Here is a 25,101-nt window from a genome sequence, read left to right as displayed (position 1 = left end):
CTACTCCCAGCGGAACCAGCGCGACGCCGCACCGGTGAGACCCGCCGCCCACAGGACCATGATTCCCAAGTGCTGCCATTCCGGCCAGCTTCCGAGCATCGCCCGGTCCAGGGCCTGGGACGCGGCGCCGAAGGGGGTGAGCGAGACGATGGTCTGGAGCAGGTCGGGCATCGTCTGCACCGGCATCCAGACGCCCGAGGTGAACATCATGACGAGGAAGGCGACGGAACCGATCGCCGTGGCCGCCTTGGTCGTCGCGGCGACGGCGGAGAGGGTCGCGCCGAGCGCCAGCGCGCAGGCGATCATCAGCAGCATGGAGAGGATGTAGCCGGGCTGCGCGAAGGGCAGTGCGACGCCGAAGGCCAGCCTGCCCACGGTGATCGCGAGCAGCGAGGAGACGATCATCGCGATGCCGTGCAGGGCGATCTGGGCCCCGAGGATGGCCGGCGGGCGGACCGGGGTGGTGGACAGGCGGCGCAGGATGCCGCGTTCGCGGTAGCTGGTGAGGACCGGCGGCATGGCCTGGATGGACGCCATGATCATGCCGAGGAGTACGGCGATGGGTACGTAGAGGTCGATGACCCGGCGGCCGCCGAGGTCGGGGTTGGCCTCCCGGAAGGACGGGATCAGGCCGAGGATCACCAGGAGGGCCGTCGGGAAGCCGATCATCCAGAAGAGGGAGCCGGGCTCGCGGAGGAAGAGCCTGCCCTCCGCCTTGAAGACGGCGGCGAGGGCGGGACCGCCGGGGACGGGCCTGTGGGCGTGGGTGGGGGCGGGGGCTGCGGTCGTCATGGTTCAGGCGGCCTTTCCGGCGGTCGGGGCGGTCGGGGCGGTGGCTTCGGTGAGGTCGAGGAAGGCGTCGTCCAACGTGGCGTCGGTGACGCGGAGTTGGCGGGCGGTGATGCGGTGCTGGGCGAGCAGGGTGATCACCGCGTTGACGGTGGCGTCGGTGCCGGTGATGGTGAGCTGCTCCCCGCGCCGGTCGACGGAGGCGACCTCGGGCAGGCCGGACAGGTGCGCCGGGTCGAGCGGGCGGGACGGGGTGAAGGTGATGACGGTGGAGCCGGCGGAGCTGCCGATCAGGCCGGACGGTGTGTCCAGGGCCGCGACCCGGCCTTTGTCGATGACCGCGATGCGGTCGCAGAGGCGCTGGGCCTCCTCCATGAAGTGGGTGACCAGCAGGACGGTGACGCCCTGGTTGCGTACGTCCTCGATGAGCTTCCAGGTGTCGCGGCGGGCCCTCGGGTCCAGACCGGTGGTCAGCTCGTCCAGGACGACGACGCGGGGGTTGCCGACCAGGGCGAGTGCGATGGACAGGCGCTGCTTCTGGCCGCCGGAGAGCTTGGCGAAGCGGGTGGTCAACTTCTGGGTGAGGCACAGGCGTTCGGCGAGGTGCTGCCAGTCGGCCGGGTTCTTGTAGAAGGACGCGTACAGCTCCAGGGCCTCGCGGACCAGGATCTTGGGCTGGAGGTCGCTCTCCTGGAGCTGGGCGCCCAGCAGGTGGGTGGTGCGGTCGTGGTCGGCGACCGGGTCGAGACCGGCGACGCGGACGGTGCCGGAGTCGGGGGTGCGCAGACCGGAGACGCACTCGACGGTGGTGGTCTTGCCGGCGCCGTTGGGGCCGAGGATGCCGAAGATCTCGCCCTCCTCGACGGAGAAGGAGACACCGTCGACGACGGTCCGGCCGGTGTAGCTCTTGCGGAGGTCCCTGACTTCGACCAGAGGTGTGTTCTGAGGCATGGCACGAGCATCGCCGTGCGCGGGGCGCGCCGGTATCGGCCATCGCGCTCGGGCCGGGCATCAGCCGATCGGTTGATGGCGGCGCCGGTCGGCCGATCCGCCCCGTACGACCCGTAGGGGCTCTGGGGGTCGTACGGTGTCCCGCCCGTCACGGGACGGGCCGTGCTGCCCTGCGCCCCCGAATACTCACTGGGCGACGGCGTTCCCTCCTCGTACTCTCATGTCCGATGAGCGATACACGCACCGCCCCAGAGTCCGAGACGGAGTCGGATCCCGGCCCCGCCACCGAGAGCCCCGAGAGTCCCGAAGCCCCGCAGCGGTCCTCCCTGCGGGGCCTGCTGCGGCTCTGGCCGTACGTACGGCCGGTGCGAATACGCTGGGGCAGTGCGGCAGTTGTCGCGATTGTGGCGTCCTGTCTGAGTCTCGTCTTCCCGCTCGTCCTGAAGTGGATCGTCGACGGTCCGGTCGCCGACCGGGACCCGGGCGGGGTGTGGCTGGGGGCGGCCGCGCTGCTGGTGCTGGGCATCGTGGAGGCGGCGCTGTTCGGCTTCCGGCGGTGGCTGGTGGCCCGGCCGCTGGCGGGGGTGGAGGCGCAGCTGCGGGCGGATCTGTACCGGCATGTGCAGCGGCTGCCGGTGGCGTTCCACGACAAGTGGGCGTCGGGGCAGGTGCTGTCGCGCGGGACGACGGATCTGATGCTGATCCGGATGTTCCTGGCGTTCCCGCTGACCTTCCTGATCGTGAACGGGACGACGATCCTGGCCGGGTTCGCGATCCTGCTGGCGCAGGACTGGTCGCTGGGTCTGGTGCTGCTGGTGCCGGTGGTCCCGCTGATGATTCTGCTGTCGGTGTTCGAGGCGAAGTACGCGCTGGTTGCGCGCAAGGCGCAGGATCAGGTCGGCGATCTGACGACGGTGGTCGAGGAGAGCGTCCTCGGTATCCGGATCATCAAGGGCTTCGGCCGGCACAAGGCGCAGTCGCAGGCCTTCCGCGAGCTCTCGCAGGAGCTGCGCGGCACCGAGCTGCTCAAGGCGCGGCTGCTGGCGGGCATCTGGGCGATGATCACGTTCATCCCGGAGGCCGCGATCGGGGCGGCGCTGGTGCTGGGCACGATCCAGGTGGCGGACGGCGGGCTGTCCGCCGGAACCCTGGTGGCGTTCCTGTCGACGGCGCTGGCGCTGCGGTGGCCGGTGGAGTCGATCGGCTTCCTGCTCGCCATGACGCAGGAGGCGGCGACGGCGACGGAGCGGTTCTTCGAGGTGATGGACGCGGAGGAGGAGGCGGAGGACGCCCCCGCTTCCTCGACGCCTTCCGTTCGGGACGGCCTCCGCTTCGAGGGCGTGGAGTTCCGTTACCCGGACGCCGAGCCCGACTCCGTACCCCTGCTGCAACACATCGACCTGCACATCCGGCCCGGCGAGACGCTCGCGCTGGTCGGTGCGACCGGGTCCGGGAAGACGACGCTCACCGCGCTCGTGCCCCGGCTGCACGAGGCGACCGGCGGGCGGATCACGCTGGACGGGCGGGACATCACGGCGATGCCGCGCGCGGAGCTGCGGGAGCTGGTGTCGGTGGCGTTCGAGGAGCCGACGCTGTTCTCGGCGTCGGTCGGCGAGAACGTACTGATGGGGGCGGGCAAGGAGGCGGGCGACGCGGAGCTGCGGCGCGCGCTCTCCGTCGCGCAGGCCGACTTCGTACACAGACTGCCCGAAGGCGCGGACACGCAGGTGGGCGAGCAGGGGCTGAGCCTGTCCGGCGGTCAGCGGCAGCGGCTGGCGCTGGCGCGGGCGGTGGTCGGGGAGCCGCAGTTCCTCGTACTGGACGATCCGCTGTCGGCGCTCGACGTGCACACGGAGGCGCTGGTGGAGGCGGCGCTGCGGCGGGTGCTGGAGGACACGACGGCGCTGGTCGTCGCGCACCGGCCGTCGACGGTGCTGCTGGCGGACCGGGTGGCGCTGCTGTCCGGCGGGCGGATCACGGCGGTCGGTACGCATCAGGAACTGCTGCGGGACAGTGCGGAGTACGCCTGGCTGATGTCGGGCGAGAGGACTCACGAGGGGGCGGACGCGTGACCACCATCGACCAGGAGAAGCCCGCAAGGGCCGCGGACGACGCCGAGGGGACCGAGTCGTCCGAGTCGGCCGAGTCGTCCGAGGAGATACGGACCAAGGCCGCCGACGACCTCTTCGACAAGGACGACCTCCCCTCCCCGCCCGGCGCCACCGGCCGCCTGCTGCGCTCGCTGCTGCACGCGGGCCGTGGCCGGGTGGCGCTCGGTGTGGTCCTGCTGCTGCTCCAGCAGGTGGCGGTGCAGGCGGGTCCGCTGCTCGTGGCGTACGCGATCGACCGGGGCGTGCCGGCCTTCCGGGAGGAGAACTACGGGCCGCTGATCGCGGTGGCGGTCGGCTATCTGATCTGCTCGGCGGCGGCGGGCGGCCTCCAGTACGCGTTCCTGATGGTGTCGGCCCGCCTCAACCAGGACGTCCTGCTCGACCTGCGCGGCCGGATCTTCCGCCATGCGCAGGCACTCAGCGTGGACTTCCACGAGCGCTACACCTCGGGCCGGCTCATCTCCCGCTCCACGACCGACGTCGAGTCGCTGCGCGAACTGCTCTCCGAGGGCCTCCAGGAACTCATCGGCGTGGTCCTGTCCTTCGTCTCGATCTCGGCCATGCTGCTGTGGCTGGACCTGGGTCTGGGCGGGGTGGCGGTGGCGTCGTTCGTACCGCTGTATCTGCTGATACGGATGTACCGGCGCCGGGTCGGGGTCGTGTTCGGGGCGCGGTCGACGGCCGTGGCGGCGGTGATCGTGAAGTTCGCGGAGACGCTGAACGGGATCCGGCCGGTGCGGGCGTTCCGCCGCGAGAAGGCCAACGACGAGGCCTTCGCCGCACTCAACCGCAGGCATGAACTCACCAACGGGGACAGCCTGTTGGAGATGGCGCGGTACGTCGTCTGCTCGCGTCTGGTCGCGAACACGGCGGTGGCGGGGATCGTGCTGTGGGGCGCGTACCGGGTGGCCTCGGACACCCTGGCGCTCGGCGTGCTGGCGGCGGCCGTCCTCTACCTCCGCCGCCTGTACGACCCGATCGACCGGCTGGGGATGTTCCTGAACTCCTACCAGTCGGCGGCGGCGTCGCTGGAGAAGGTCGCGGGCCTGCTGGCCCAGACGCCGACGGTGCCGGAGCCCGCCTCGCCCCAGGCGCTCCCCGCGAACGACTCCGAACACCCGGGCCGGAAGGTCGAGTTCGACGGCGTCCGCTTCGCCTACCGCACCGGCGGCGAGGTGCTGCCCCGCTTCGACCTGAGCCTGGCGGCCGGGGAGACGGTCGCGGTGGTCGGCTCGACCGGCGCCGGAAAGTCGACACTCGCCAAGCTGCTGGCCCGCTTCTACGACCCCACCGAGGGCCGCGTCCTCCTCGACGGCACGGACCTGCGCTCTCTCGCCGTCCCCGAACTGCGGCGTGGCGTGGTCATGGTCACCCAGGAGGCCTTCCTCTTCTCGGGCACGGTCGCGGAGAACATCGCGATCGGCCGCCCGGAGGCCACCCGGGAGGACATCGAGCGGGCGGCGAAGGCGATCGGGGCGCACGACTTCATCACGAGCCTGCCCGACGGCTACGACACGGACGTACGCAAGAGGGGCGGCCGGATCTCGGCGGGCCAGCGCCAGTTGGTGGCCTTCGCCCGCGCACTCCTGGCCGACCCGGCGGTCCTGATCCTGGACGAGGCGACCAGCTCCCTCGACATCCCGGGCGAGCGGGCGGTGCAGCACGCGATGCACACGGTGCTGAAGGGCCGTACGGCCGTGGTCATCGCCCACCGCCTGTCGACGGTGGAGGTGGCGGACCGGGTGCTGGTGATGGAGCGGGGCCGGGTGGTCGAGGACGGCACTCCGGCGGAACTCATCGGCGGGGAGGGGCGGTTCGCGGATCTGCACAGGGCGTGGCGGGACAGCCTGGTGTAGGGGGCGGCCTGCCGGGCCGGGAGGGGGGCGGGAGCGCGGCTCCCACGCGGGCGGGGCCCGGCGCACCGTCGCGCGGGCCCCCCTCACAACCCGCCCGGCACCCCCAGCTCCCAGTCCAGCTCCCACCGCCGCACGGCCCCCGCGCTGTCCCCCGCCACCACGAAGCGCCCGTCCCGGGACAGGGCGAGGCAGCTCGGGTGCCCCTTCCCGGGGAGTTTCAGGGAGCGCAGGAGCTTGCCGGTCCCGACGTCCCAGACGGTGACCTCGCTCGTGTGGGCGGCGAACGCGAAGCGGCCGTCGGTGGTGAAGCGGGCCTGGGTCGCCCAGCCCCCGCCCTCCTCGAATTCCCGTACGCACTCCCCGGTCGTGGTGTCCCACAGCCGCAGCGCCCAGCTCGCCTGCCCGCTGGAGAGCGCGTGGCGGCCGTCGGGGCTGAGGGTCAGCGCCGTCACCTTCTCCCGGAGCACCGAACCGGCATCCCCCCGTGCAGAGAAGTCGCGCAGGCACTGACCGCTGTCCAGGTCCCACAGGCGGATCCTGCCCCGGTCCGCCGACGCGGCGAGATCCCCGACGCACAGCGCGGTGACACGGATCGCCTCGCTGCCGCCCCTGGCCGGTGCACCCTCATCGCCCCGGAGAGTGCGCAGGTGGCGGCCGGTGTCCAGGTCCCACAGCCGTACGCCCCCGTCGGCGCCCCCGACGACCGCCAGCCGCCCGTCGGCGCTGAACCCCACGTGCGCGGTCCCGGTGACGGGTTCGCTCCGTACGCATCCGCCGGTGGCGACCTCCCGCACGAGGAGGTCGGGCAGCGCGTGGGTGCCGGGGAGGGCGAGCAGGCAGTCGCCCGTGTCCAGCCGCCAGAGGCGGACGACGCCGCTCCAGTCGCCGGACAGCAGCCGCCGCCCGTCGGGGCTCAGGCACACCGAGTCCACCTGGCTCTGGTGTCCCTTGAGCACGCCGGTGCAGGTGCCGCTCTCGACGTCCCACAGCCGGATCGTTCCGTCGTCGCTGCCGGAGACGGCGGTCCGGCCGTCGGCGGTGAGGTCGAGGTCGTTGACCTCGCGGGTGTGTCCGGTGAGGTCCTTCAGCGGCCAGGCCGCCCGCAGTCCTGTCCGTACGGTACGACTGCCCAGGGCCCGCCAGGCGGACAGCACACCCGGTGCCCGCTCGTGCCCCGGTATCTCGCGCGCGTCCCTGAGCAGGTCGAGCGCGGCGGGCAACCGGCCGTCCGCCAGGGCCCGTTCGGCCTCGGCGACCATGGCGTCCACCCGTTCCCCGAGCCGGTTCAGCTCGGCCTGCGGGCGGGGGCGGCTGAGGACGGGCGCGGCGCGGTAGCCGTGCGGCAGGTTCCACCGGCGTACGGTGTGGTCGTCGCCGACGGACAGCGCGGACCGCCCGTCGGGGTCGAGCCGGACGGCCCGCACCCCGCCCCGGTGCGCGGTGAAGGTCCGTACGCAGCGACCGGTGTCCAGGTCCCAGAAGCGCAGGAACGTGCCGTGGCCGGACAGCAGGGAGCGACCGTCGGCGCTGAGGGATCCGGTGTCGCCCGCGCGGGCGTCCTCCAGCACCCGCACGCACCGGCCTTCGCGCAGGTCCCACAGGCGGATCGGCCCGCCGAGCGTCCCGGTGATCGCGAGCCGCCCGTCGTGACTGAACCCGATCGGGCAGGCCAACCCCGCCCCGTGGCCGGTGAGTTCGTGCCTCAGGCGGCAGTCCTCCAGGTCCCACACCTCGATGGTGGACCGGGACCCGGGCTCGGCGATCAGGGCCCACCGCCCGTCCGGGCTGACGCGCGGCGCGCGGAGCCCGCCCCGGCCCTTCAGCGTCCCCCGTACGCGCTCGTCGCCGACGTCCCACACATGCGATCTGCCGTACGAGTCCGAGTGGATCGCGACCCGCCCGCCCAGCCCGAAGCACGCCGCCCCGGCCTGCGCGGGAACGACCCGCAGGCACTGGCCGTCGGCCAGGTCCCACAGCCGTACGGTGCCGTCCCGGCCGACGGAGATCGCGTGCGTGGCGCTGAGGTCGACCGACTGCACGGGCCCGCTGTGCCCGGTCAGCGTCAGGAGGCACTGCCCGGTGTCCAGCTCCCACAGCCGCACCGTGCCGTCCGCCTCCCCGGTCAGCGCCCGGGTGGCGTCGTGGCTGAGCCGGATCGGGAGCTTGGTGCGCGGCGGTGCGTCCCTCAGCCAGGGCATGTCGAGGGCGGTGACGCAGCGGGCGTCGGTGATCCGGCCGGAGTCGAGGGCGCGCAGGGTCGCGTGCGCCTCGGGCTGTTCCCGTACGGCTCCGTCCAGGAGTTCGCGGGCCGAGGCGAGGTCGCCGCGTTCCATGTGCACCTGGGCGAGGAGGTGCCGGGCCTGCCAGGTGTCGCCGGTGTCGGCCCGTACGGTCTCGATCTCGGCGACGAGTTCCTGGTCGGAGGTCGCGCCGCGCCGCCATCGCCGTACTCCGGTGTTGTACGTGGTCTCCAGGTGGCGCGGGTCGGCGGCCAGGGCTGCCGCGAACGCCGCGTCGGCGTCGGTCTCACGGCCGAGGTCCAGGAGGGACAGGGCGCGGTTGCCGAGTTCGTCGGCGCGCAGGTCGGCGGCCGTGGGGGCGGGTCGGGGGTAGGGAGCGCCCGTCAACCGCCGGTATATGCGGGCCAGTTGACCGGCGACCTCGTTCATCGAGGCGGGTCTGCGCTCGGGCCGTTCGTCGAGGCACCGGGCGAGGAGGGTGTGCAGGTAGTCCGGCATGGGGGGCAGGTCCGGGTCGGGCGGCCCTGCGGTGCGGTAGTGGGCGAGCGCCTCGCCCGCCACCGCTCCGAGCATCCAGGTCACTCCACCGGTGAACATCTCCAGCACCGACACGGCGAAGCTGTAGATGTCGGTACGTCGTCCCAGGGGGCGCCCGGTGGCCTGCTCCGGGGAGGCGTAGGCGGGGGTGAGCCCGCCGCCGGGCACCGGCACGCTGAGTCCCGGCGTGCCGTCGGGGGCGGGGGCGGTGACGGGCCGGGTCCTGGCCAGCCCGAAGTCGGTGACCTTGGCCGTGCCGGCGGTGTCCAGGAGGACGTTGGCCGGTTTGACGTCCTGGTGCACGAGCCCCCGGTCGTGGGCGTGCGCCAGCCCCCAGGCGACCTGGATCGCCGTGTCCAGGATGCGGGCCTGGGCCGCCTGCCGCCCGCCCTCGTACAGCCGGCGGTCGTGGATCCAGTCGCGCAGGCTGCCGCCCTCGACGTACTCGGCGAAGATCCGCGGAACCTCCCCGAGCGTACGGACGTAGTGACAGGCGCACACGTGCGGGTGCAGGCCCAGCGAGGCCCACGACTCGGCCTCGGCGACGAAGAGTTCACGGTCGGCGGCGCCCCGGAACCGTTCCGGCCGCGGGCTCTTGACGGCGAGGTCGACGTCCCAGACCCGGTGCCGGACCTTGTAGACCACGCCCATCCCGCCGCCGTCGTGCACGGCGGTCACCTCGTAGAGCCCGGCGACAACGTCCCCCACCCGCCACAGCCACGGGACCTCGCTCATGATCTCCCCCTCCCGTTCGGACGCCGGATCCTAACTCCCCGAGATGACCGGGCAGTTGCCCCCGCGAAGGTCACCCACGGAGGCAGCTGCCGCAGGCGGTGCGCCGCCGCAGGTAGTAGGAGTACGTCGCCGCGCCGAGCGCCACGCCCCACACCACCCAGAACAGCATCGGCCCGTTCGTGCCCCACATCTGGGCGTCGATGCCGCCGCTGCGGAGGTTCATGAGCCCGCCGGGGACGAGCACCAGCGCCACGAGCGACGCCGGGATGATCGCGGTCCGGGGGTCGATCGGCCGTCCCGCCCTGAACCACACCCACCGGGGCCACACCTCGCCCCACCGGCTGACGAGCCCGTGGGTGAGCAGGCTGCCCAGCGTGGACAGGATCCCGAGCCCCAGCCCGATGGCGAGCATGCCGGGGGTGTCCTGCATCTCCTTCAGGAACTCCTCCGAGATCCCCAGCGGGTACCCGAAGTACCAGGCCAGGCGGGTCAGGTCGTACGGGATCGTCGCGAGCACCGCCACCCACACGGCCTTGCGCCCCCAGCGCAGGGCGCGTTCGGGCGAGGTCCAGGCGGCGGCCGCCCGGTGGCCGCGCCCGCAGTTGGTGCAGCGGTGGGCGGTACGGCGCTGGTACGCGAGGGTGGCGAGGGCCCAGAGCAGTCCGCCGACAAAGACGATGACGAGGTGGTCGCGGTGCCAGTACAGCAGGTCCTCCAACCCGCCCTGCGGCCCCGGCAGTCCGGTGAACGCGAACACCACGATCAGCGGCGCGAAGGCCACCACCATGATCAGCGTGTAGTCCGGTACGACGAGGGCCAGCAGCCCCGCCATCACCCACCCGAAGCCGATCACGGCGGCCCGCACCCGCCGCGACACCGCGCGCCCTGCCCGCTGCTGACGCCACATCAGCACCCCGACCCCCACCGCGACCGCGCACAGAGCCGCGAACGCAGGGGAGACGATCCCCACCGGGCTCGGGTCGAGGACCGAGGCCGAGGCGCGGTCCTCGTGGACCTCGGCGAAGGGGTACGCGGCCCCGCCGAGCGCCCAGTAGACGTGGGCCGCGCCGTACAGCAGGGTCCAGCCGAGCGCGGCGGGCAGCGCCCAGTGCGGCCACCGGGACCACAACCGCCGGAACCGGCCGGGACCTTCCGCCCGGACGCGGGCCTTCCGGGGCGGGGCAGGAGCCGGGCTGATCACGTGCACCCTGCGCTTCGTCGTACTGACCTTCGTCGTACTGACCATGGTCGACAGCCTCCTCGGGGGAGCCGGGGGAGCTTCTCCGCTCCGTCGCCCCCAAGGCTGTCAAGCACGGCCCGCGCGGGACATCCGCTGATCGGCAGATCTGCCGGGGCCCCGGGCGGTCGCCTATGCCGATCGGCAGAGCACCGGGAACCGGCATCCTCACGCGAGGGCGCCGGGCCCTTCTTCTGCTCGACTACGCCGCGCCCCGTGACTTCTTCGCGCGCGGCTCCGCGCCGGCGGAGAGATGGCGGACGACAACCTCGCCGATCTCCGCGAAGGCGGCGTGCTGCTCGGGGGTGAGCAGGTCGATGAAGTTGCGGCGTACGGACTCCACGTGCAGCGGAGCGGCCTCCTCCAGCGTGCGCAGGCCCTCGGCCGTGAGGACGACCTCCGAGCACCGGGCGTCGCTCGCGCAGCCCTCCCGTACGACAAGACCGCGCTGCTGCATCCGCGTCAGGTGGTGGGAGAGGCGACTGCGCGACCACAGCATGCGGTCCGCCAACTCGCTGATCTGGCAACGATTCCGGTCCGAGAAGCCGAGGTGGGAGAGGACGTCGTAGTCGGCGTCCGAGAGGCCGCTGTCGGCGTTCAGGTCGCGGGAGACCTGCGCGCCGAGCAGGAGCTGCATACGGCGGTAGGCCTGCCAGGTGCGCTGTTCGGTGTCGGTCAGCCAGCGGGGTTCGGAGGTCACGGGGACAGCCTACCGGGAAATGGTTGACACGTCATCGATATCACCCCTACGTTATTGATGACACGTCAACCATTCATTCGACGGGACGGGGCGCCGTGGCCACCACCGGGCAGAAACAGGACCGGCCGCACCCCGCCTCGCGGAGCCGCCGGGCGGCACAACTCGCCCTGGGGCTCGTCCTGTTCGGCGTCAGCATGGCGCTGATGGTCGTGGCGGGTCTGGGTGTCGCCTCCTGGGACGTACTCCACCAGGGGCTGTCCCGCAGCACCGGGATCTCGTTCGGGCTCGTCGTGAACGGGGTCGGTGTGCTGGTGCTGCTGGCCTGGATACCGCTGAAAGTGCGGCCGGGCGTGGGCACCGTGTGCAACATCCTGGTCGTCGGCCTGGTCGCGGACGCGACGCTCGCGCTGCTGCCGGAGTCCTTCGACGGCCTGGCGGCGCGGGTGGCACTCCTGCTCGCCGGGATCGCGCTCAACGCGGTGGCGACCGGGCTGTACGTGGGGGCGGGGCTCGGGCCCGGTCCGCGCGACGGCCTGATGACGGGCCTGGCCGGCCGGGGCGTCTCCATCCGCTTGGCCCGCACGGGCATCGAGCTGACCGTCCTGGCGGCGGGCTGGCTGCTCGGCGGGACGGTGGGCGTCGGGACGGTCCTCTTCGCGGTGGCGATAGGCCCGCTGGCCCAACCGGCCCTGAAGCGCTTCACGCTCCCTTCTTGATTTCGCTCTTCCACAAAGGATTCCCCCCCATGCCTTCTCGCCTGTACGTCCTGTCCGCAAGCACCCGCCCCACCTCGTCCGGGAGGCCGCTGGCCCGGTGGATCGCGGAACTCGCCGCGGCCCGGACCGAGTTCGAGGTGACGACGGTCGACCTCGCGGAGGTGGCGCTGCCCTTCCTGGACGAGCCGGAGTACCCGTCGACGGGTCGGTACGCGCATCCGCACACCCGGGCCTGGAGCGAGCTGATCTTCCCCGCCGACGCCTTCGTCTTCGTCCTGCCGATGTACAACGGCGGCTTCACCGCGCCGCTCAAGAACGCGATCGACTCCCTCTACGCCGAATGGCAGGACAAGCCGGTCGGCCTGATCAGCTACAGCGCGGGGCCCTCCGGGGGCGCTCCGGCGATCGAGATGCTCCGGCCGGTCCTGGACCGGGTGGGCCTGCGCCCGGCAACGCCGACGCTGTCCGTGCCGGGCATCGAGGACCTGGTGTCGGACGGCGCCTTCCACGCGACACCGGAGTTCACGGCGGGGGCCCAGGCCGTACTCGCCGGGGTCGCGGAACTGGCCCTGGAGGGGGCGGGGGTGCGGGCCGGCGCCTGAGAAGCACCTCCCCTCGCCCCCCAAAGGGCGAGGGGGACCCCTCCACGTGGCCCCCACAACAACCCGGGTATGGTCGTGCCGCACCCTCAACTTCACACGCCTGCAACATAATTGGCCTCACCCGGCACAAGATTTCAGCCATGCGGGGAAGTCGCGACCCTCCCGTGGAGGCGTCCCTTCCGCGGGCCCGGACGCGCCCCCGCCCCCCGCCCCGTTTGCGATGGCAGCGCACCCCGCATCCGTACGAGCGCCTACGCAGCCGCACTGACGCATTCCTTACGCACAGGCAAACGATCCGGATACCGAACATGACCTTGCGGGCAACGAACCGCTTCCGGCCAAGTTGTTGACGCGGTCCTGACACAACCCCGGTCCGGCTGCCACTCTTCCGACGTTCCAACGCACCACCGCTTCCCCACGCACCACTGCTCTGCCTGCTCTGCACGCACTGCCCGGCCGGCCTCACCCAGCCGTCCGGTACCCCCCTCGCAGAAGGAGTCCGCGTGAGATCCACGCACCGCAAGCGCGCCACGGCCACCGGCGCACTGCTCGCCGCCGCAGCCCTGCTCGTCGGCATGCAGACGGGTTCCGCCAGCGCCGACAACGCGCAGGCCGCCCCCGCCGCCGCCAAGCCCAACCCGGGGGCGCAGCCGGCGAAGCTCACCCCGGCGCAGCGTGCCGCCCTGCTCGCCAAGGCGAACGAGACCAAGGCGGCCACCGCCAAGGAGCTCGGCCTCGGCGCGAAGGAGGCGCTCGTCGTCCGCGATGTGCAGCAGGATGTGGACGGCACCACCCACACCCGCTACGAGCGCACCTACGACGGCCTTCCCGTCCTCGGTGGCGACCTGGTCGTCAAGAAGGACAAGTCCGCCGCCACCCAGGGCGTCTCCCGCTCCACCACGGCGAAGCTCCAGGGCATCGCCGCGGCCCCGAAGATCGCCCCCGCGGCCGCCGAGAAGCAGGCACTCGGCCTCGCGAAGGCGGAGGGCTCCGACAAGACGAAGGCGTCGATCGCCCCCCGCCAGGTGGTGTGGATGGGCTCCGGCTCGCCGGTCCTCGCGTTCGAGACCGTCGTCGGCGGGTTCCAGCACGACGGCACCCCCAACGAGCTGCACGTCGTCACCGACGCGGCCACGGGCGCCAAGCTGTACGAGTGGCAGGCCGTCGAGAACGGTGTCGGCAACACCCAGTACAGCGGCCAGGTGACGGTCGGATCGACCCAGTCGGGTTCGACGTACAACCTCACCGACGGCGGGCGCGGCAACCACAAGACGTACGACCTCAACGGCGGCTCCTCGGGCACCGGCACCCTCTTCTCCGGCCCGGACGACACCTGGGGCAACGGACTGCCGTCGAACCGTGAGACGGCCGGCGCGGACGCCGCCTACGGCGCGGGTCTCACCTGGGACTACTACAAGAACGTGCATGGCCGCACCGGCATCCGCGGTGACGGCGTCGGCGCGTACTCCCGGGTCCACTACGGCAACGCGTACGTCAACGCCTTCTGGCAGGACTCCTGCTTCTGCATGACCTACGGCGACGGCCAGGGCAACAACAAGCCGCTGACCTCGATCGACGTGGCCGCGCACGAGATGACGCACGGCGTCACCTCGGTCACCGCCAAGCTGGTCTACTCCGGCGAGTCCGGCGGCCTGAACGAGGCGACCTCCGACATCTTCGCGGCGGCCGTCGAGTTCAACGCCAACAACGCCACCGACAAGGGCGACTACCTGGTCGGCGAGAAGATCGACATCAACGGCAACGGCACCCCGCTGCGCTACATGGACAAGCCGTCCAAGGACGGCGCGTCGAAGGACGCCTGGTACTCGGGCATCGGCAACATCGACGTCCACTACTCCTCGGGCCCGGCCAACCACTTCTTCTACCTGCTGTCCGAGGGCAGCGGCGCGAAGGTCATCAACGGCACCTCGTACGACTCGCCGACCTCCGACGGCAAGCCGGTCGTCGGCATCGGCCGCGACAAGGCCGAGAAGATCTGGTTCCGCGCGCTGACCACGAAGTTCACGGCGAACACCAACTACGCCAACGCGCGCGTCGGTACGGTGGCCGCGGCGACCGAGCTGTACGGCGCGGGCAGCCCGGAGGTCAAGGGCGTCGAGCACGCCTGGGCCGCGATCAACGTCGGCAGCCGTCCGGACGACGGCAACCCGCCGACCGGCAAGGTCTTCGAGAACACCGCTGACGTCACCGTGCCGGACAACGGCACCGGCACCTCCCCGGTGACCGTCACCGGCGTCACCGGCAACGCCCCGTCGACCCTCAAGGTCGACGTGAACATCGTCCACACCTACATCGGCGACCTGGTGGTCGACCTGATCGCGCCGGACGGCTCGGTCTACAACCTGCACAACCGGTCCGGCGGCAGCGCGGACAACCTGGTCAAGTCCTACACCGTGAACGCCTCCTCCGAGGTCGCCAACGGCACCTGGAAGCTCCGCGTCCAGGACAAGGCGTCCCAGGACGTCGGCTACATCAACAGCTGGAAGCTGACCTTCTGACCGGCTGAAGGCAGGCTCTCGTACGACATGACAGTGGTGCCCGGGACCGTCGGCGGTCCCGGGCACCACTTACGTTCTCCCCATGCACGTCATATCCGCCCTGCGCCGCGACTCCCGCCGCGCCCTGCTGCTCGACCTCGCCCTGTGGGTCTGCCTGAGCTTCTTCGTCACGATGAAGGAGGACCCCAACGACGGCGGGTCCTGGCCCCGGATGGCCGCCGGGGTCGCAGCGCTCGGCCTCGGTGTCCTGCTGTGCCGCCGCGCGCCGCTGGTCTCGCTGACGGTGACGGTGGCGTGCAGTGCCCTGCGCAGCCCGGAGCTGTTCACCCCGTCGTACACCGTCGCGATGTGCCTCTTCGCCTTCCTCGCGGGCCGCCACGACGCCCGGGTGCGGCCCGCCGTGCTGGTCTTCGCCGCCTACGCGGCGGCGGGGCTCGCGCTGAGCCTGACGTACGACGACAAGTTGTGGGTGTGGTTCGCCCAGCTGACCTCGCTGCTGCTCCAGGTCGTGGTGCCGTGGCTGATCGGCCGCTACGTCCGCCGCTATGCCCAACTGGTCGCCAACGGGTGGGAGTTGGCGGACCGGATGGAGCGCGAACAGCGGGCCGTCGCCGACCGGGAGCGGCTGCGCGAGCGCTCCCGCATCGCGGGCGACATGCACGACTCCCTCGGCCACGAGCTCTCCCTGATCGCGGTACGGGCCGCCGCCCTGGAGGTCAACCGCCACCTCCCGCCCGCCGAACAGCGCGCCGCAGGTGAGCTGCGTCTCGCCGCCGCCGACGCCACCGCCCGTCTGCGCGACATCGTGGGCGTCCTGCGCGAGGACGGCGAGGGCGCGCCGACGACACCGGCCGGCGAGACGGTCACGGAGCTGGTGCGGCGGGCGGAGGATTCGGGGCTGAGCGTGGAACTGCTCGAGGAGGGGCCGGAGTTGGCGGTCCCCGACATGGTCGCGCGGGCCGCGCACCGGGTCGCCCAAGAGGCCCTGACGAATGCCACCAAGCATGCGCCGGGTGCTCCGGTACGGATGCGGATCGTACGGGATGCCAAGGCGCAGGCCCTCTCGGTGACCGTCACTCACCCCGCCCCTCCGGGCGCCGCCCCCTCCCCCGGCCTCGCGTCGGGCGGCACCGGTCTGGTGGGCCTGGACGAGCGCGTCCGCCTCGCGGGCGGCACCCTCACCCACGGCCCCACTCCGGACGGCGGCTTCGCGGTCGCCGCGCATCTGCCGCTCGCGGGGATCCCGGTGCCGCGCACCCCTCAAGCGCCGGTTGCGGAGAGGGAGTTGAGCCGGGCCCGGCTCCAGGTGCGGCGGGGGCTTGTGCAGGCAATCGTGGCTCCGGCGGCGGTGGTCGCCGCACTCGGGGCGCTGATGCTCGCGTACCAGGAGTACGGGGCGTCGCGGTCGGTGCTCACCCGAGACCAGTTCGACCGCGTACACCTCGGAGAGAGGCGGGAGGCGCTGGGGGAGCTCCTCCCGGACCACCCGCTGGACGGACCGCCCGCAGGTGTCGGCCCCGAACCCGCCGGAACCGACACCTGCACGTACTTCCGCACGGACCGGTTCGAGACGACTCCCGTCTACCGGCTGTGCTTCACGAACGGGACGCTCGCCGCGAAGGACCTCGTCGACGACGTACCGAACGAAGAGCTGCGGTAGCTAGCGCATGAGTACCCCGGCTCCCTCCCCCGTCGCCTCGGTCGGAAGAGCCACCAGCCCCAGGTCCGCGCCGCTCGCCAGCAGCCGGTGGGCGGGCAGCACCCGGACCGTGTAGCCGTACGGGCCCGTCCGGTCGAGGGCGAGCGGGCCCTCGTACGTCCAGCGGCCCTCCAGGTCGGGGCCGGATGCGGGCTTCAGCGGGAAGGTCTGTGCGCCGGTGATCCGGTCCTCGGAGTCGACGCGTCCCGCGACCGCCTGCACCTCCACGTCCTCGGGCCCGAGGTCGCCGAGCCCGGCCCGTACGCGCAGGGACAGGGTCGATCCCAGTTCGGCGGTGCCGTTGACGGCGGTGGCGGCGACCGCCTCCACGTGGTCGACCGCCACGCCCGGCCAGGCCGCGCGCACCCGGGACTTCCAGGCCGCCAACTCCCGTGCGGTGGACGGGCCGAGCGCCCGGTGGGCGAGCGCGGCCGGTGCGTACAGCCGCTCCACGTACTCGCGCACCATCCGCCCGGCGAGCACCTTCGGGCCGAGGGTGACGAGTGTCTGGCGGACCATCTGGATCCAGCGGTCGGGGAGCTGGGCCCGGCCCTTCTCGTAGAAGCGGGGGGCGACGCGCTGTTCGATCAGCTCGTAGAGGGCGTTGGCTTCGAGGTCGTCGCGGCGGTCCTCGTCGGCGGCCGCGCCGTCGGCGGTCGGGATCGCCCAGCCGAAGTCCGGCTCGAACCACTCGTCCCACCAGCCGTCCAGGACGGAGAGGTTGAGACAGCCGTTGAGGGCGGCCTTCATTCCGCTGGTGCCGCACGCCTCCAGGGGGCGCAGCGGGTTGTTGAGCCAGACGTCGCAGCCCGGGTAGAGCTTCTGCGCCATGCGCATGCCGTAGTCGGGGAGGAAGACGATGCGGTGCCTGACCCGGGGGTCGTCGGCGAACCGCACCAGTTCCTGGACCAAGCGTTTTCCGCCGTCGTCGGCGGGGTGCGCCTTGCCCGCGACGACGATCTGGATGGGGCGCTCGGGGTGCAGGAGGAGTTCCATCAGGCGGTCGCGGTCGCGGAGCATCAGGGTCAGGCGCTTGTACGAGGGGACGCGGCGGGCGAAGCCGATGGTGAGGACGTCGGGGTCCAACACCCCGTCGATCCAGCCGAGTTCGGCGTCGACCGCGCCGCGCTGGAGCCAGGAGGCGCGCAGGCGGCCCCGCACCTCGTGGACCAGGTTCTCGCGCAGCGTGCGGCGCAGGTCCCAGATCTCCGCGTCGCCGATGTCGGCGACGGCGTCCCAGCGCGGGGAGCCGCCGACGGACAGGGCGTCCTCCGTGCGGCCCGCGCCGATCTGCTGGGCGCCGAGGCGTACGACCTCGGGGGCGACCCAGGTGGGGGCGTGGACGCCGTTGGTGACGGAGGTGATCGGTACCTCGTCGGGGTCGAAGCCCGGCCACAGCCCGGCGAACATGCCCCGGCTCACCGAGCCGTGCAGGGTGGAGACGCCGTTGGCGCGCTGGGCCAGGCGCAGGCCCATCACGGCCATGTTGAAGAGGTTGGGCTCGCCGCCGGGGTAGGTCTCCATGCCGAGCGCCAGGACGCGTTCGACGTCGACGCCGGGGAGTTCGCCGTCGTGGCCGAAGTGGCGGGCGACGAGTTCGCGGTCGAAGCGGTCGATTCCGGCGGGGACGGGGGTGTGGGTGGTGAAGAGGGTGCCGGCCCGGACGGATTCCAGGGCGGAGTCGAAGTCGAGTCCCTGTGTGCCGAGTTCGCGGATGCGTTCCAGGCCGAGGAAGCCCGCGTGGCCCTCGTTGGTGTGGAAGACCTCGGGTTCGGGGTGGTGGGTGAGCCGGCAGTACGAGCGGACCGCGCGGACACCGCCGATGCCGAGCAGCATCTCCTGGAGGAGGCGGTGCTCGCTGCCGCCGCCGTAGAGGCGGTCGGTGACGTCGCGTTCGCCGGGGCCGTTCTCCTCGACGTCCGAGTCCAGCATCAGGAGGGGGACGCGGCCGACGTGGGCCTGCCAGATGTTGGCGTGCAGGGAGCGGCCGCCGGGCAGGGCCAGGGAGATCCGGCAGGGGGTGCCGTCGGCCTCGCGGAGGAGGGATACGGGGAGCTCGTTCGGGTCGAGGACCGGGTAGTGCTCCTGCTGCCAGCCGTCCCGGGAGAGGGACTGGCGGAAGTAGCCGTGCCGGTAGAGGAGGCCGACGCCGATCAGGGGGACGCCGAGGTCGCTGGCGGCCTTGAGGTGGTCGCCGGCGAGGATGCCGAGGCCGCCGGAGTACTGGGGGAGGGCGGCGGTGACGCCGAACTCCGGGGAGAAGTAGGCAATGGCGGTGGGGGGTTCGGTGCCTTGCCGGTTCTGCTGGTTCTGGTACCAGCGGCGTCCGCCCAGGTAGTCGGCGAGGTCGTCGGCGACGGCCTGGAGCCTGCGCAGGAAGCGGCGGTCCTGGGCCAGGGCGGCGAGGCGTTCGGCGGAGACGGTGCCCAGGAGGCGTACCGGGTCCTCGGCGGAGGCGTGCCAGCCGTCCGGGTCGATGGACTGGAACAGCTCCCGGGTGTCGGTATGCCAGGACCAGCGGAGGTTGCGGGCGAGGTCGCTGAGCGGGCGGAGGGGGTCGGGGAGGACGGGACGCACGGTGAACCGACGGATTGCCTTCACGGGGCCACCTTTGCAGGGGGGTCGGGTTCCGGGTGGGCGCGCCACGGGGGCGCGCGGGGGCATTCCTTTTGACGGTAAGCCCGGGTGGCCGGTGGCCTCCATGGCGCGTGGTGGGTGCGGGTGGGTGGGGGGTGCTGTTCGTGCCGGGGGCGCTGCCCCCGGACCCCCGGGATTCGCCCCGGTCCCGCCCCTTCGCCTAAAGCGCTCGCCGCGCGGCTGGGTGGGTGGTTGCTCGCGCAGTTCCCCGCGCCCCTGTGGGGCGCGGAAAGCATGGCGCGCGATATGGCCGGTTCCGCCCCCTCCGGGGGGGTTGTTGGGGTTCACACCGCACGAGAGGGTGACAAGTGCGGTCCGGGCGGATTCCGGGTCCGGGGCGCTCGGTTGAGGAGGGGAAACCTCGCACATGGCACCTCATCGACAGCACCGCATGCGAGTGGCCGGAGGCTGTGTCGCCGTCGCCCTGGCAGCGGGAGTTTCGGCCATCACCATGCCTGCTCAGGCCGCCGCTCCGGCGGCGGAGGGGCGAATACTGGGGGCCGGGGCCGCCGGTTCCGTCGGAAACAGTTACATCGTCACGTTGAAGGGAGGGGTCACCGCACCCTCCGAGGCGGGGAAGAAGCTCGCCGCGAAGTACGGGGCGAAAATCCGCCACACGTACAGCCGTGCACTCAACGGCTACGCGGTGAAGGTGAGTTCGGCGCAGGCGAGGAAGCTGGCCGGGGATCCGAAGGTGGCTTCCGTGGTGCAGGACACCACCGTCTCGTTGAAGCACACGCAGAAGAATCCGCCGTCCTGGGGGCTCGACCGGATCGACCAGGACAACCTTCCGCTGGACAAGTCGTACACCTGGCCCGAGAGCGCCGGTGCGGGTGTCCACGTGTACGTCATCGACTCGGGCCTGCGCACCACCCACCAGGACTTCGGCGGACGCGCCTCCAGCGGGTGGGACTTCGTGGAAGACGATCCCGTCGCCCAGGACGCCAACGGGCACGGCACGCATGTCGCCGCGACGGCCGTCGGAGAGACGTACGGGGTGGCGAAGAAGGCCGAAGTGGTGGGTGTGCGGGTGCTGGACGGGGAGGGGGGTGGGACGACTGCGTCGGTGATCGCCGGGATCGACTGGGTGGCCAAGAACGCGAAGAAACCCGCGGTGGCGAACATGAGTCTGGGCGGCGTGGCCAACCTCCAGCTGGACGCTGCCGTCCGCAATGCGATCAGGTCCGGGGTGACCTTCGTCCTCGCGGCCGGCAACGACACCCTGCCCGCGAGCCTGTTCTCCCCGGGCCGGGTCGCGGAGGGCATCACGGTCGGCGCCACCGACATCAAGGACCGCAGGGCGAGCTTCTCCAACTGGGGCAGCCGGGTCGACCTGTTCGCCCCGGGGGTCGACATCGTCTCCGCCCTGAGTTCCAGCGACACCGCGAAGGGCCTCTCCTCCGGTACGTCGATGGCCGCCCCGCACGCCACGGGCGCGGCGGCGCTCTACCTCGCCGACCACGCGTGGGCCTCGCCCGCCGAGGTGAGCAAGGCGCTCACGGACCGGGCCGTGAAGGGAAAGGTGAAGGACCCGGGGCTGGGTTCCCCGAACCGGCTCCTCCAGGTGAACAACCCGTAGTCGGGGGTCAACAACTGGCCATATATGACTGAAGGTTGAGCAAACGGGTCTCGTCGCGAACGGCGGGGCCCCTTTGCTTTTCGCCTCGTCAGATGCACCGTGCGCCGTTACGCGTCAGTAGTTAACAAAAGGCCGGATTGACGCCCACCCGTGTAAGGGAAGCCTCCCCCGGTACCCGATGAGGAGAACACCAGAACGCCTCGCTCCGGGACACCGGAGCTCCGGCGCTCCCGGATCGCGCAGCACCCCCCGGATCGCCTCGCACCCCCGCCAGCCGAGTGAACGCTGACAGGAGCGGTCATGCCCGCAGCCCGCAAGACGAGCACCCCGAGCAAGGAACGGCTACAAAGAGCGCGCCCCCGTAGGCATCGTGACCCGTCCGCCCCAGCCCCAGGTGAGCCCATGATCGGTCGTATCCCCGTCCTCGACGTCTCCCCCGCGGTCGACCGCGGCCGCAGGCCCGCGAAGGCGGTGTCCGGAGAGACCTTCCAGGTCTCCGCCACCGTCTTCCGCGAAGGCCATGACGCCGTGGCCGCCAATGTGGTCCTGCTCGATCCGAGCGGACGGCCGGGCCCCTGGACGCCGATGCGCGAACTCGCCCCCGGGACGGACCGGTGGGGCGCGGACGTGACACCGGACGCCGAGGGTCTGTGGTCGTACGTCGTCGAGGCGTGGGGGGACCCGGTCGCCACCTGGCGGCACAACGCGGGAATCAAGATCCCGGCCGGGCAGGACACCGAACTCGTCCTGGCCGAGGGCGCCGAGCTGTACGAGCGCGCCGCCGAGGGTGTGCCCAAGAAGGACGGGCGCGAGGCCGTCCTCGCGGCCGTGGACGCGCTGCGCGACACCCGGCGTCCCGCCGCCGCCCGGCTCGCCGCGGCCCTCACCCCGGAGGTCGACGCCGCCCTCTCCCGCTTCCCGTTGCGTGAACCCCTTTCCGCCTCCGATCCACTGCCGTTGCTGGTCGAACGCCCGCGCGCGCTCTTCGGTTCCTGGTACGAGCTGTTTCCGCGCTCCGAGGGCGCACATGCACCCGAAGGTGGCGTTCCGGCGGTCAGCGGCACCTTCCGCACCGCCGCCGAGCGGCTTCCCGCCGTCGCCGCGATGGGCTTCGACGTCGTCTACCTCCCGCCGATCCATCCCATCGGCCGCACCTTCCGCAAGGGTCCCAACAACACCCTCTCCGCCACCGAGAAGGACGTCGGCGTCCCCTGGGCGATCGGCTCCGCCGACGGCGGCCACGACGCGATCCATCCGGACCTGGGGACCTTCGAGGACTTCGACCGCTTCGTCACCACCGCCCGCGACCTGCGCCTGGAGATCGCCCTGGACTTCGCCCTCCAGTGCTCGCCGGACCACCCGTGGGTCACCGAGCACCCGGAGTGGTTCCACCACCGGTCCGACGGGACCATCGCGTACGCGGAGAACCCGCCGAAGAAGTACCAGGACATCTATCCGATCGCCTTCGAGGCGGACATGGACGGCCTGGTCGCGGAGACCCTGCGCATCCTGCGCCTGTGGATGTCGCACGGCGTCCGCATCTTCCGCGTCGACAACCCGCACACCAAGCCCGTCGTCTTCTGGGAGCGGGTGCTGGGCGAGATCCGGACGTCCGACCCCGATGTGATCTTCCTGGCCGAGGCGTTCACCCGGCCCGCGATGATGCGCACCCTGGGCGCGGTCGGCTTCCAGCAGTCGTACACCTACTTCACCTGGCGCAACACCAAGCAGGAACTCACCGAGTACGCCCTGGAGTTGGCGCACGAGACGGCCGCGTACATGCGCCCCAACTTCTTCGTGAACACCCCGGACATCCTGCACGCCTACCTCCAGCACGGCGGCCGCCCCGCCTTCGAGGTGCGGGCCGTGCTCGCCGCGACCCTCTCCCCGTCCTGGGGCGTGTACGCGGGCTACGAACTCTGCGAGAACACCCCGATCCGGGACGGCTCCGAGGAATACTTGAACTCGGAGAAGTACCAACTGCGCCCGAGGGACTGGGAGTCCGCCGAGCGCGAGGGCCGGTCGATCGCACCCCTGATCACCACCCTGAACCGGCTGCGACGCCGCCACCGCGCGCTCCAGCAGCTGCGGGACATCACCTTCCACCACACGAACAACGACGCGGTGATCGCGTACTCGAAGCGCATTCGTTCCACGGAAAGCAGCAGCAGTCAGAAGGTCCAGGAGGGTGATGGAGGCTCGAACACCGTTCTGGTGGTCGTGAACCTCGACCCTCACCACACCCAGGAGGCGACGGTCTCGTTGGACATGCCGGCACTCGGCCTCGACTGGCACAGTGTCGTCCCGGTGCGCGACGAGCTCACCGGCGAGACCTACCACTGGGGCAGGGACGCTTACGTGCGCCTGGAGCCGGGCGTACTGCCCGCGCACATCGTGACCCTGCGACCGTCCCCGCTGACCGGAGGGTCACCCACATGATCTTCAACGAGCCCGTCCACGACACCTTCGAGGACACTCCCGCCAAGGACCGCGACCCCGAGTGGTTCAAGCGGGCCGTCTTCTACGAAGTCCTCGTCAGGTCCTTCCAGGACAGCAACGGCGACGGCGTAGGAGACCTCAAGGGCATCACCGCCAAACTGGACTACCTCCAGTGGCTGGGCGTCGACTGCCTCTGGCTGCCGCCGTTCTTCATGTCGCCGCTGCGCGACGGCGGCTACGACGTCTCCAACTACACCGCCGTGCTCCCGGAGTTCGGCGACCTCGCCGACTTCGTGGAGTTCGTCGACGCCACGCACCAGCGCGGCATGCGCGTGATCATCGACTTCGTCATGAACCACACGAGCGACCAGCACGAGTGGTTCCAGCAGTCCAGGAGCGATCCGGACGGACCGTACGGCGACTACTACGTCTGGGCCGACGACGACAAGCAGTACCAGGACGCCCGGATCATCTTCGTCGACACGGAGACCTCCAACTGGACCTTCGACCCGGTGCGCAAGCAGTACTACTGGCACCGCTTCTTCTCCCACCAGCCGGACCTCAACTACGAGAACCCGGCCGTGCAGGAGGAGATCATCTCCGCACTGCGCTTCTGGCTCGACCTGGGCATCGACGGCTTCCGCCTCGACGCGGTCCCGTACCTCTACCAGGAGGAGGGGACCAACTGCGAGAACCTCCCCCGCACCCACGAGTTCCTGAAGCGGGTACGGGCCGAGATCGACGCCTCGTACCCGGACACGGTGCTCCTCGCGGAGGCCAACCAGTGGCCCGAGGACGTCGTCGACTACTTCGGCGACTTCGACAAGGGCGGGGACGAGTGCCACATGGCGTTCCACTTCCCCGTCATGCCGCGCATCTTCATGGCCGTGCGCCGCGAGTCCCGCTATCCGGTCTCGGAGATCCTCGCCAAGACCCCGGCGATCCCCTCCAGCGCCCAGTGGGGCATCTTCCTGCGCAACCACGACGAGCTGACCCTCGAAATGGTCACGGACGAAGAGCGCGACTACATGTACGCGGAGTACGCCAAGGACCCGCGGATGCGCGCCAACATCGGCATCCGCCGCCGTCTGGCCCCGCTGCTGGACAACGACCGCAACCAGATCGAGCTGTTCACCGCCCTGCTGCTGTCGCTGCCCGGCTCGCCGATCCTCTATTACGGCGACGAGATCGGCATGGGCGACAACATCTGGCTCGGCGACCGCGACGCGGTCCGCACGCCGATGCAGTGGACGCCCGACCGGAACGCGGGATTCTCCTCCTGCGACCCGGGCCGACTGTCCCTCCCCACGATCATGGACCCGGTCTACGGCTACCAGGTGACCAACGTCGAGGCCTCCATGACCTCGCCGTCGTCCCTCCTCCACTGGACCCGGCGCATGATCGAGATCCGCAAGCAGAATCCTGCCTTCGGACTGGGGTCCTACACCGAGCTGCCCTCCTCCAACCCGGCGGTGCTGGCGTTCCTCCGCGAGTACAAGGACGACCTCGTCCTGTGCGTGCACAACTTCTCGCGGTTCGCCCAGCCCACCGAGCTGGACCTCCAGGTCTTCAACGGCCGTCACCCGGTCGAGCTGATCGGCGGGGTGCGCTTCCCGGCGATCGGCGAGCTGCCGTACCTGCTGACCCTGGCGGGGCACGGCTTCTACTGGTTCCGGCTGCGGAAGGACACGCCTTCGCTGGTCCGCCCGCCGAAGCCGCCGCGCTGAGCGCCGCGGGCCGGGGCGGGGAGCCGG

14 protein-coding genes are annotated in these 25,101 nt (G+C 71.4%); 8 read left to right on the top strand and 6 right to left on the bottom strand.

The annotated features are described in order from the left end of the window. Together IE269_RS32215 and IE269_RS32210 are read right to left on the bottom strand one after the other, a co-directional pair. Window positions 1–792 carry an ABC transporter permease gene (locus IE269_RS32215; RefSeq protein ID WP_189826774.1) on the bottom strand — a complete coding sequence of 264 codons (792 nt, stop codon included), beginning with the start codon at window positions 790–792 and terminating at the stop codon, window positions 1–3. A 3-nt stretch (window positions 793–795) separates the two neighbouring features. Continuing rightward, complete coding sequence (locus tag IE269_RS32210; protein ID WP_189826773.1) at window positions 796–1,740, bottom strand: ABC transporter ATP-binding protein; 945 nt, start codon at window positions 1,738–1,740, stop codon at window positions 796–798. 220 nt (window positions 1,741–1,960) lie between these two features. Between IE269_RS32210 and IE269_RS43870 the strand changes: the two genes are divergently transcribed. Next, window positions 1,961–5,707, top strand: a complete 3,747-nt coding sequence (locus IE269_RS43870; protein WP_474184277.1) for an ABC transporter ATP-binding protein — start codon at window positions 1,961–1,963, stop codon at window positions 5,705–5,707. Window positions 5,708–5,790: 83 nt separating this feature from the next. On the opposite strand, the gene IE269_RS32195 is transcribed toward IE269_RS43870, so the two are convergent. The 3 genes from IE269_RS32195 to IE269_RS32185 all read right to left on the bottom strand — a co-directional run bounded on the left by IE269_RS32195 (window position 5,791) and on the right by IE269_RS32185 (window position 11,156). Then, a complete protein-coding gene (locus IE269_RS32195; RefSeq protein ID WP_189826771.1) occupies window positions 5,791–9,219 on the bottom strand; it encodes a serine/threonine-protein kinase in 3,429 nt (1,142 codons plus the stop codon). 70 nt (window positions 9,220–9,289) lie between these two features. After that, a complete protein-coding gene (locus IE269_RS32190) occupies window positions 9,290–10,465 on the bottom strand; it encodes an NYN domain-containing protein (RefSeq protein WP_229898379.1) in 1,176 nt (391 codons plus the stop codon). Between the two features lie 193 nt (window positions 10,466–10,658). Beyond that, complete coding sequence (locus tag IE269_RS32185; RefSeq protein ID WP_229898380.1) at window positions 10,659–11,156, bottom strand: MarR family winged helix-turn-helix transcriptional regulator; 498 nt, start codon at window positions 11,154–11,156, stop codon at window positions 10,659–10,661. 95 nt (window positions 11,157–11,251) lie between these two features. On the opposite strand from IE269_RS32185, the gene yczE reads away from it, so the two are divergent. From yczE to IE269_RS32165, 4 genes are all read left to right on the top strand, one after another. After that, on the top strand, window positions 11,252–11,872 hold the full coding sequence (yczE, locus tag IE269_RS32180; protein ID WP_189826770.1) for a membrane protein YczE: 621 nt from the start codon (window positions 11,252–11,254) through the stop codon (window positions 11,870–11,872). A gap of 29 nt (window positions 11,873–11,901) precedes the next feature. Beyond that, window positions 11,902–12,474 carry an NADPH-dependent FMN reductase gene (locus IE269_RS32175; RefSeq protein ID WP_189826769.1) on the top strand — a complete coding sequence of 191 codons (573 nt, stop codon included), beginning with the start codon at window positions 11,902–11,904 and terminating at the stop codon, window positions 12,472–12,474. A gap of 503 nt (window positions 12,475–12,977) precedes the next feature. Then, the gene (locus tag IE269_RS32170) at window positions 12,978–14,993 is read left to right on the top strand and encodes a M4 family metallopeptidase (protein WP_189826768.1); all 2,016 of its coding nucleotides are present in this window, start codon (window positions 12,978–12,980) and stop codon (window positions 14,991–14,993) included. A gap of 82 nt (window positions 14,994–15,075) precedes the next feature. Further along, complete coding sequence (locus tag IE269_RS32165; protein ID WP_189826767.1) at window positions 15,076–16,653, top strand: sensor histidine kinase; 1,578 nt, start codon at window positions 15,076–15,078, stop codon at window positions 16,651–16,653. Here the strand turns inward: IE269_RS32165 and glgP are convergent, their stop codons facing one another. Beyond that, complete coding sequence (gene glgP, locus IE269_RS32160) at window positions 16,654–19,293, bottom strand: alpha-glucan family phosphorylase (protein WP_189826766.1); 2,640 nt, start codon at window positions 19,291–19,293, stop codon at window positions 16,654–16,656. A 403-nt stretch (window positions 19,294–19,696) separates the two neighbouring features. On the opposite strand from glgP, the gene IE269_RS32155 reads away from it, so the two are divergent. From IE269_RS32155 to treS, 3 genes are all read left to right on the top strand, one after another. Continuing rightward, window positions 19,697–20,908: a S8 family peptidase gene (locus IE269_RS32155; RefSeq protein WP_189826765.1), complete on the top strand. Its 1,212-nt coding sequence runs from the start codon at window positions 19,697–19,699 to the stop codon at window positions 20,906–20,908. 402 nt (window positions 20,909–21,310) lie between these two features. Continuing rightward, the gene (locus tag IE269_RS32150; protein WP_189826764.1) at window positions 21,311–23,347 is read left to right on the top strand and encodes an alpha-1,4-glucan--maltose-1-phosphate maltosyltransferase; all 2,037 of its coding nucleotides are present in this window, start codon (window positions 21,311–21,313) and stop codon (window positions 23,345–23,347) included. After that, window positions 23,344–25,074 (top strand): maltose alpha-D-glucosyltransferase, encoded by a 1,731-nt coding sequence (treS, locus tag IE269_RS32145; protein ID WP_189826763.1) that lies wholly within the window; start codon window positions 23,344–23,346, stop codon window positions 25,072–25,074. The genes IE269_RS32150 and treS overlap by 4 nt, the downstream gene beginning before the upstream one ends. The last annotated feature ends 27 nt before the right edge of the window (window positions 25,075–25,101 follow it).

Origin of the sequence: Streptomyces spiroverticillatus (genome assembly GCA_014650415.1) — a bacterium.
In the GTDB taxonomy this organism is placed as follows: domain Bacteria; phylum Actinomycetota; class Actinomycetes; order Streptomycetales; family Streptomycetaceae; genus Streptomyces; species Streptomyces spiroverticillatus.
The sequence above is the reverse complement of the archived record's forward strand: the minus strand, read 5'-3'. Positions and strand labels throughout refer to the sequence as shown.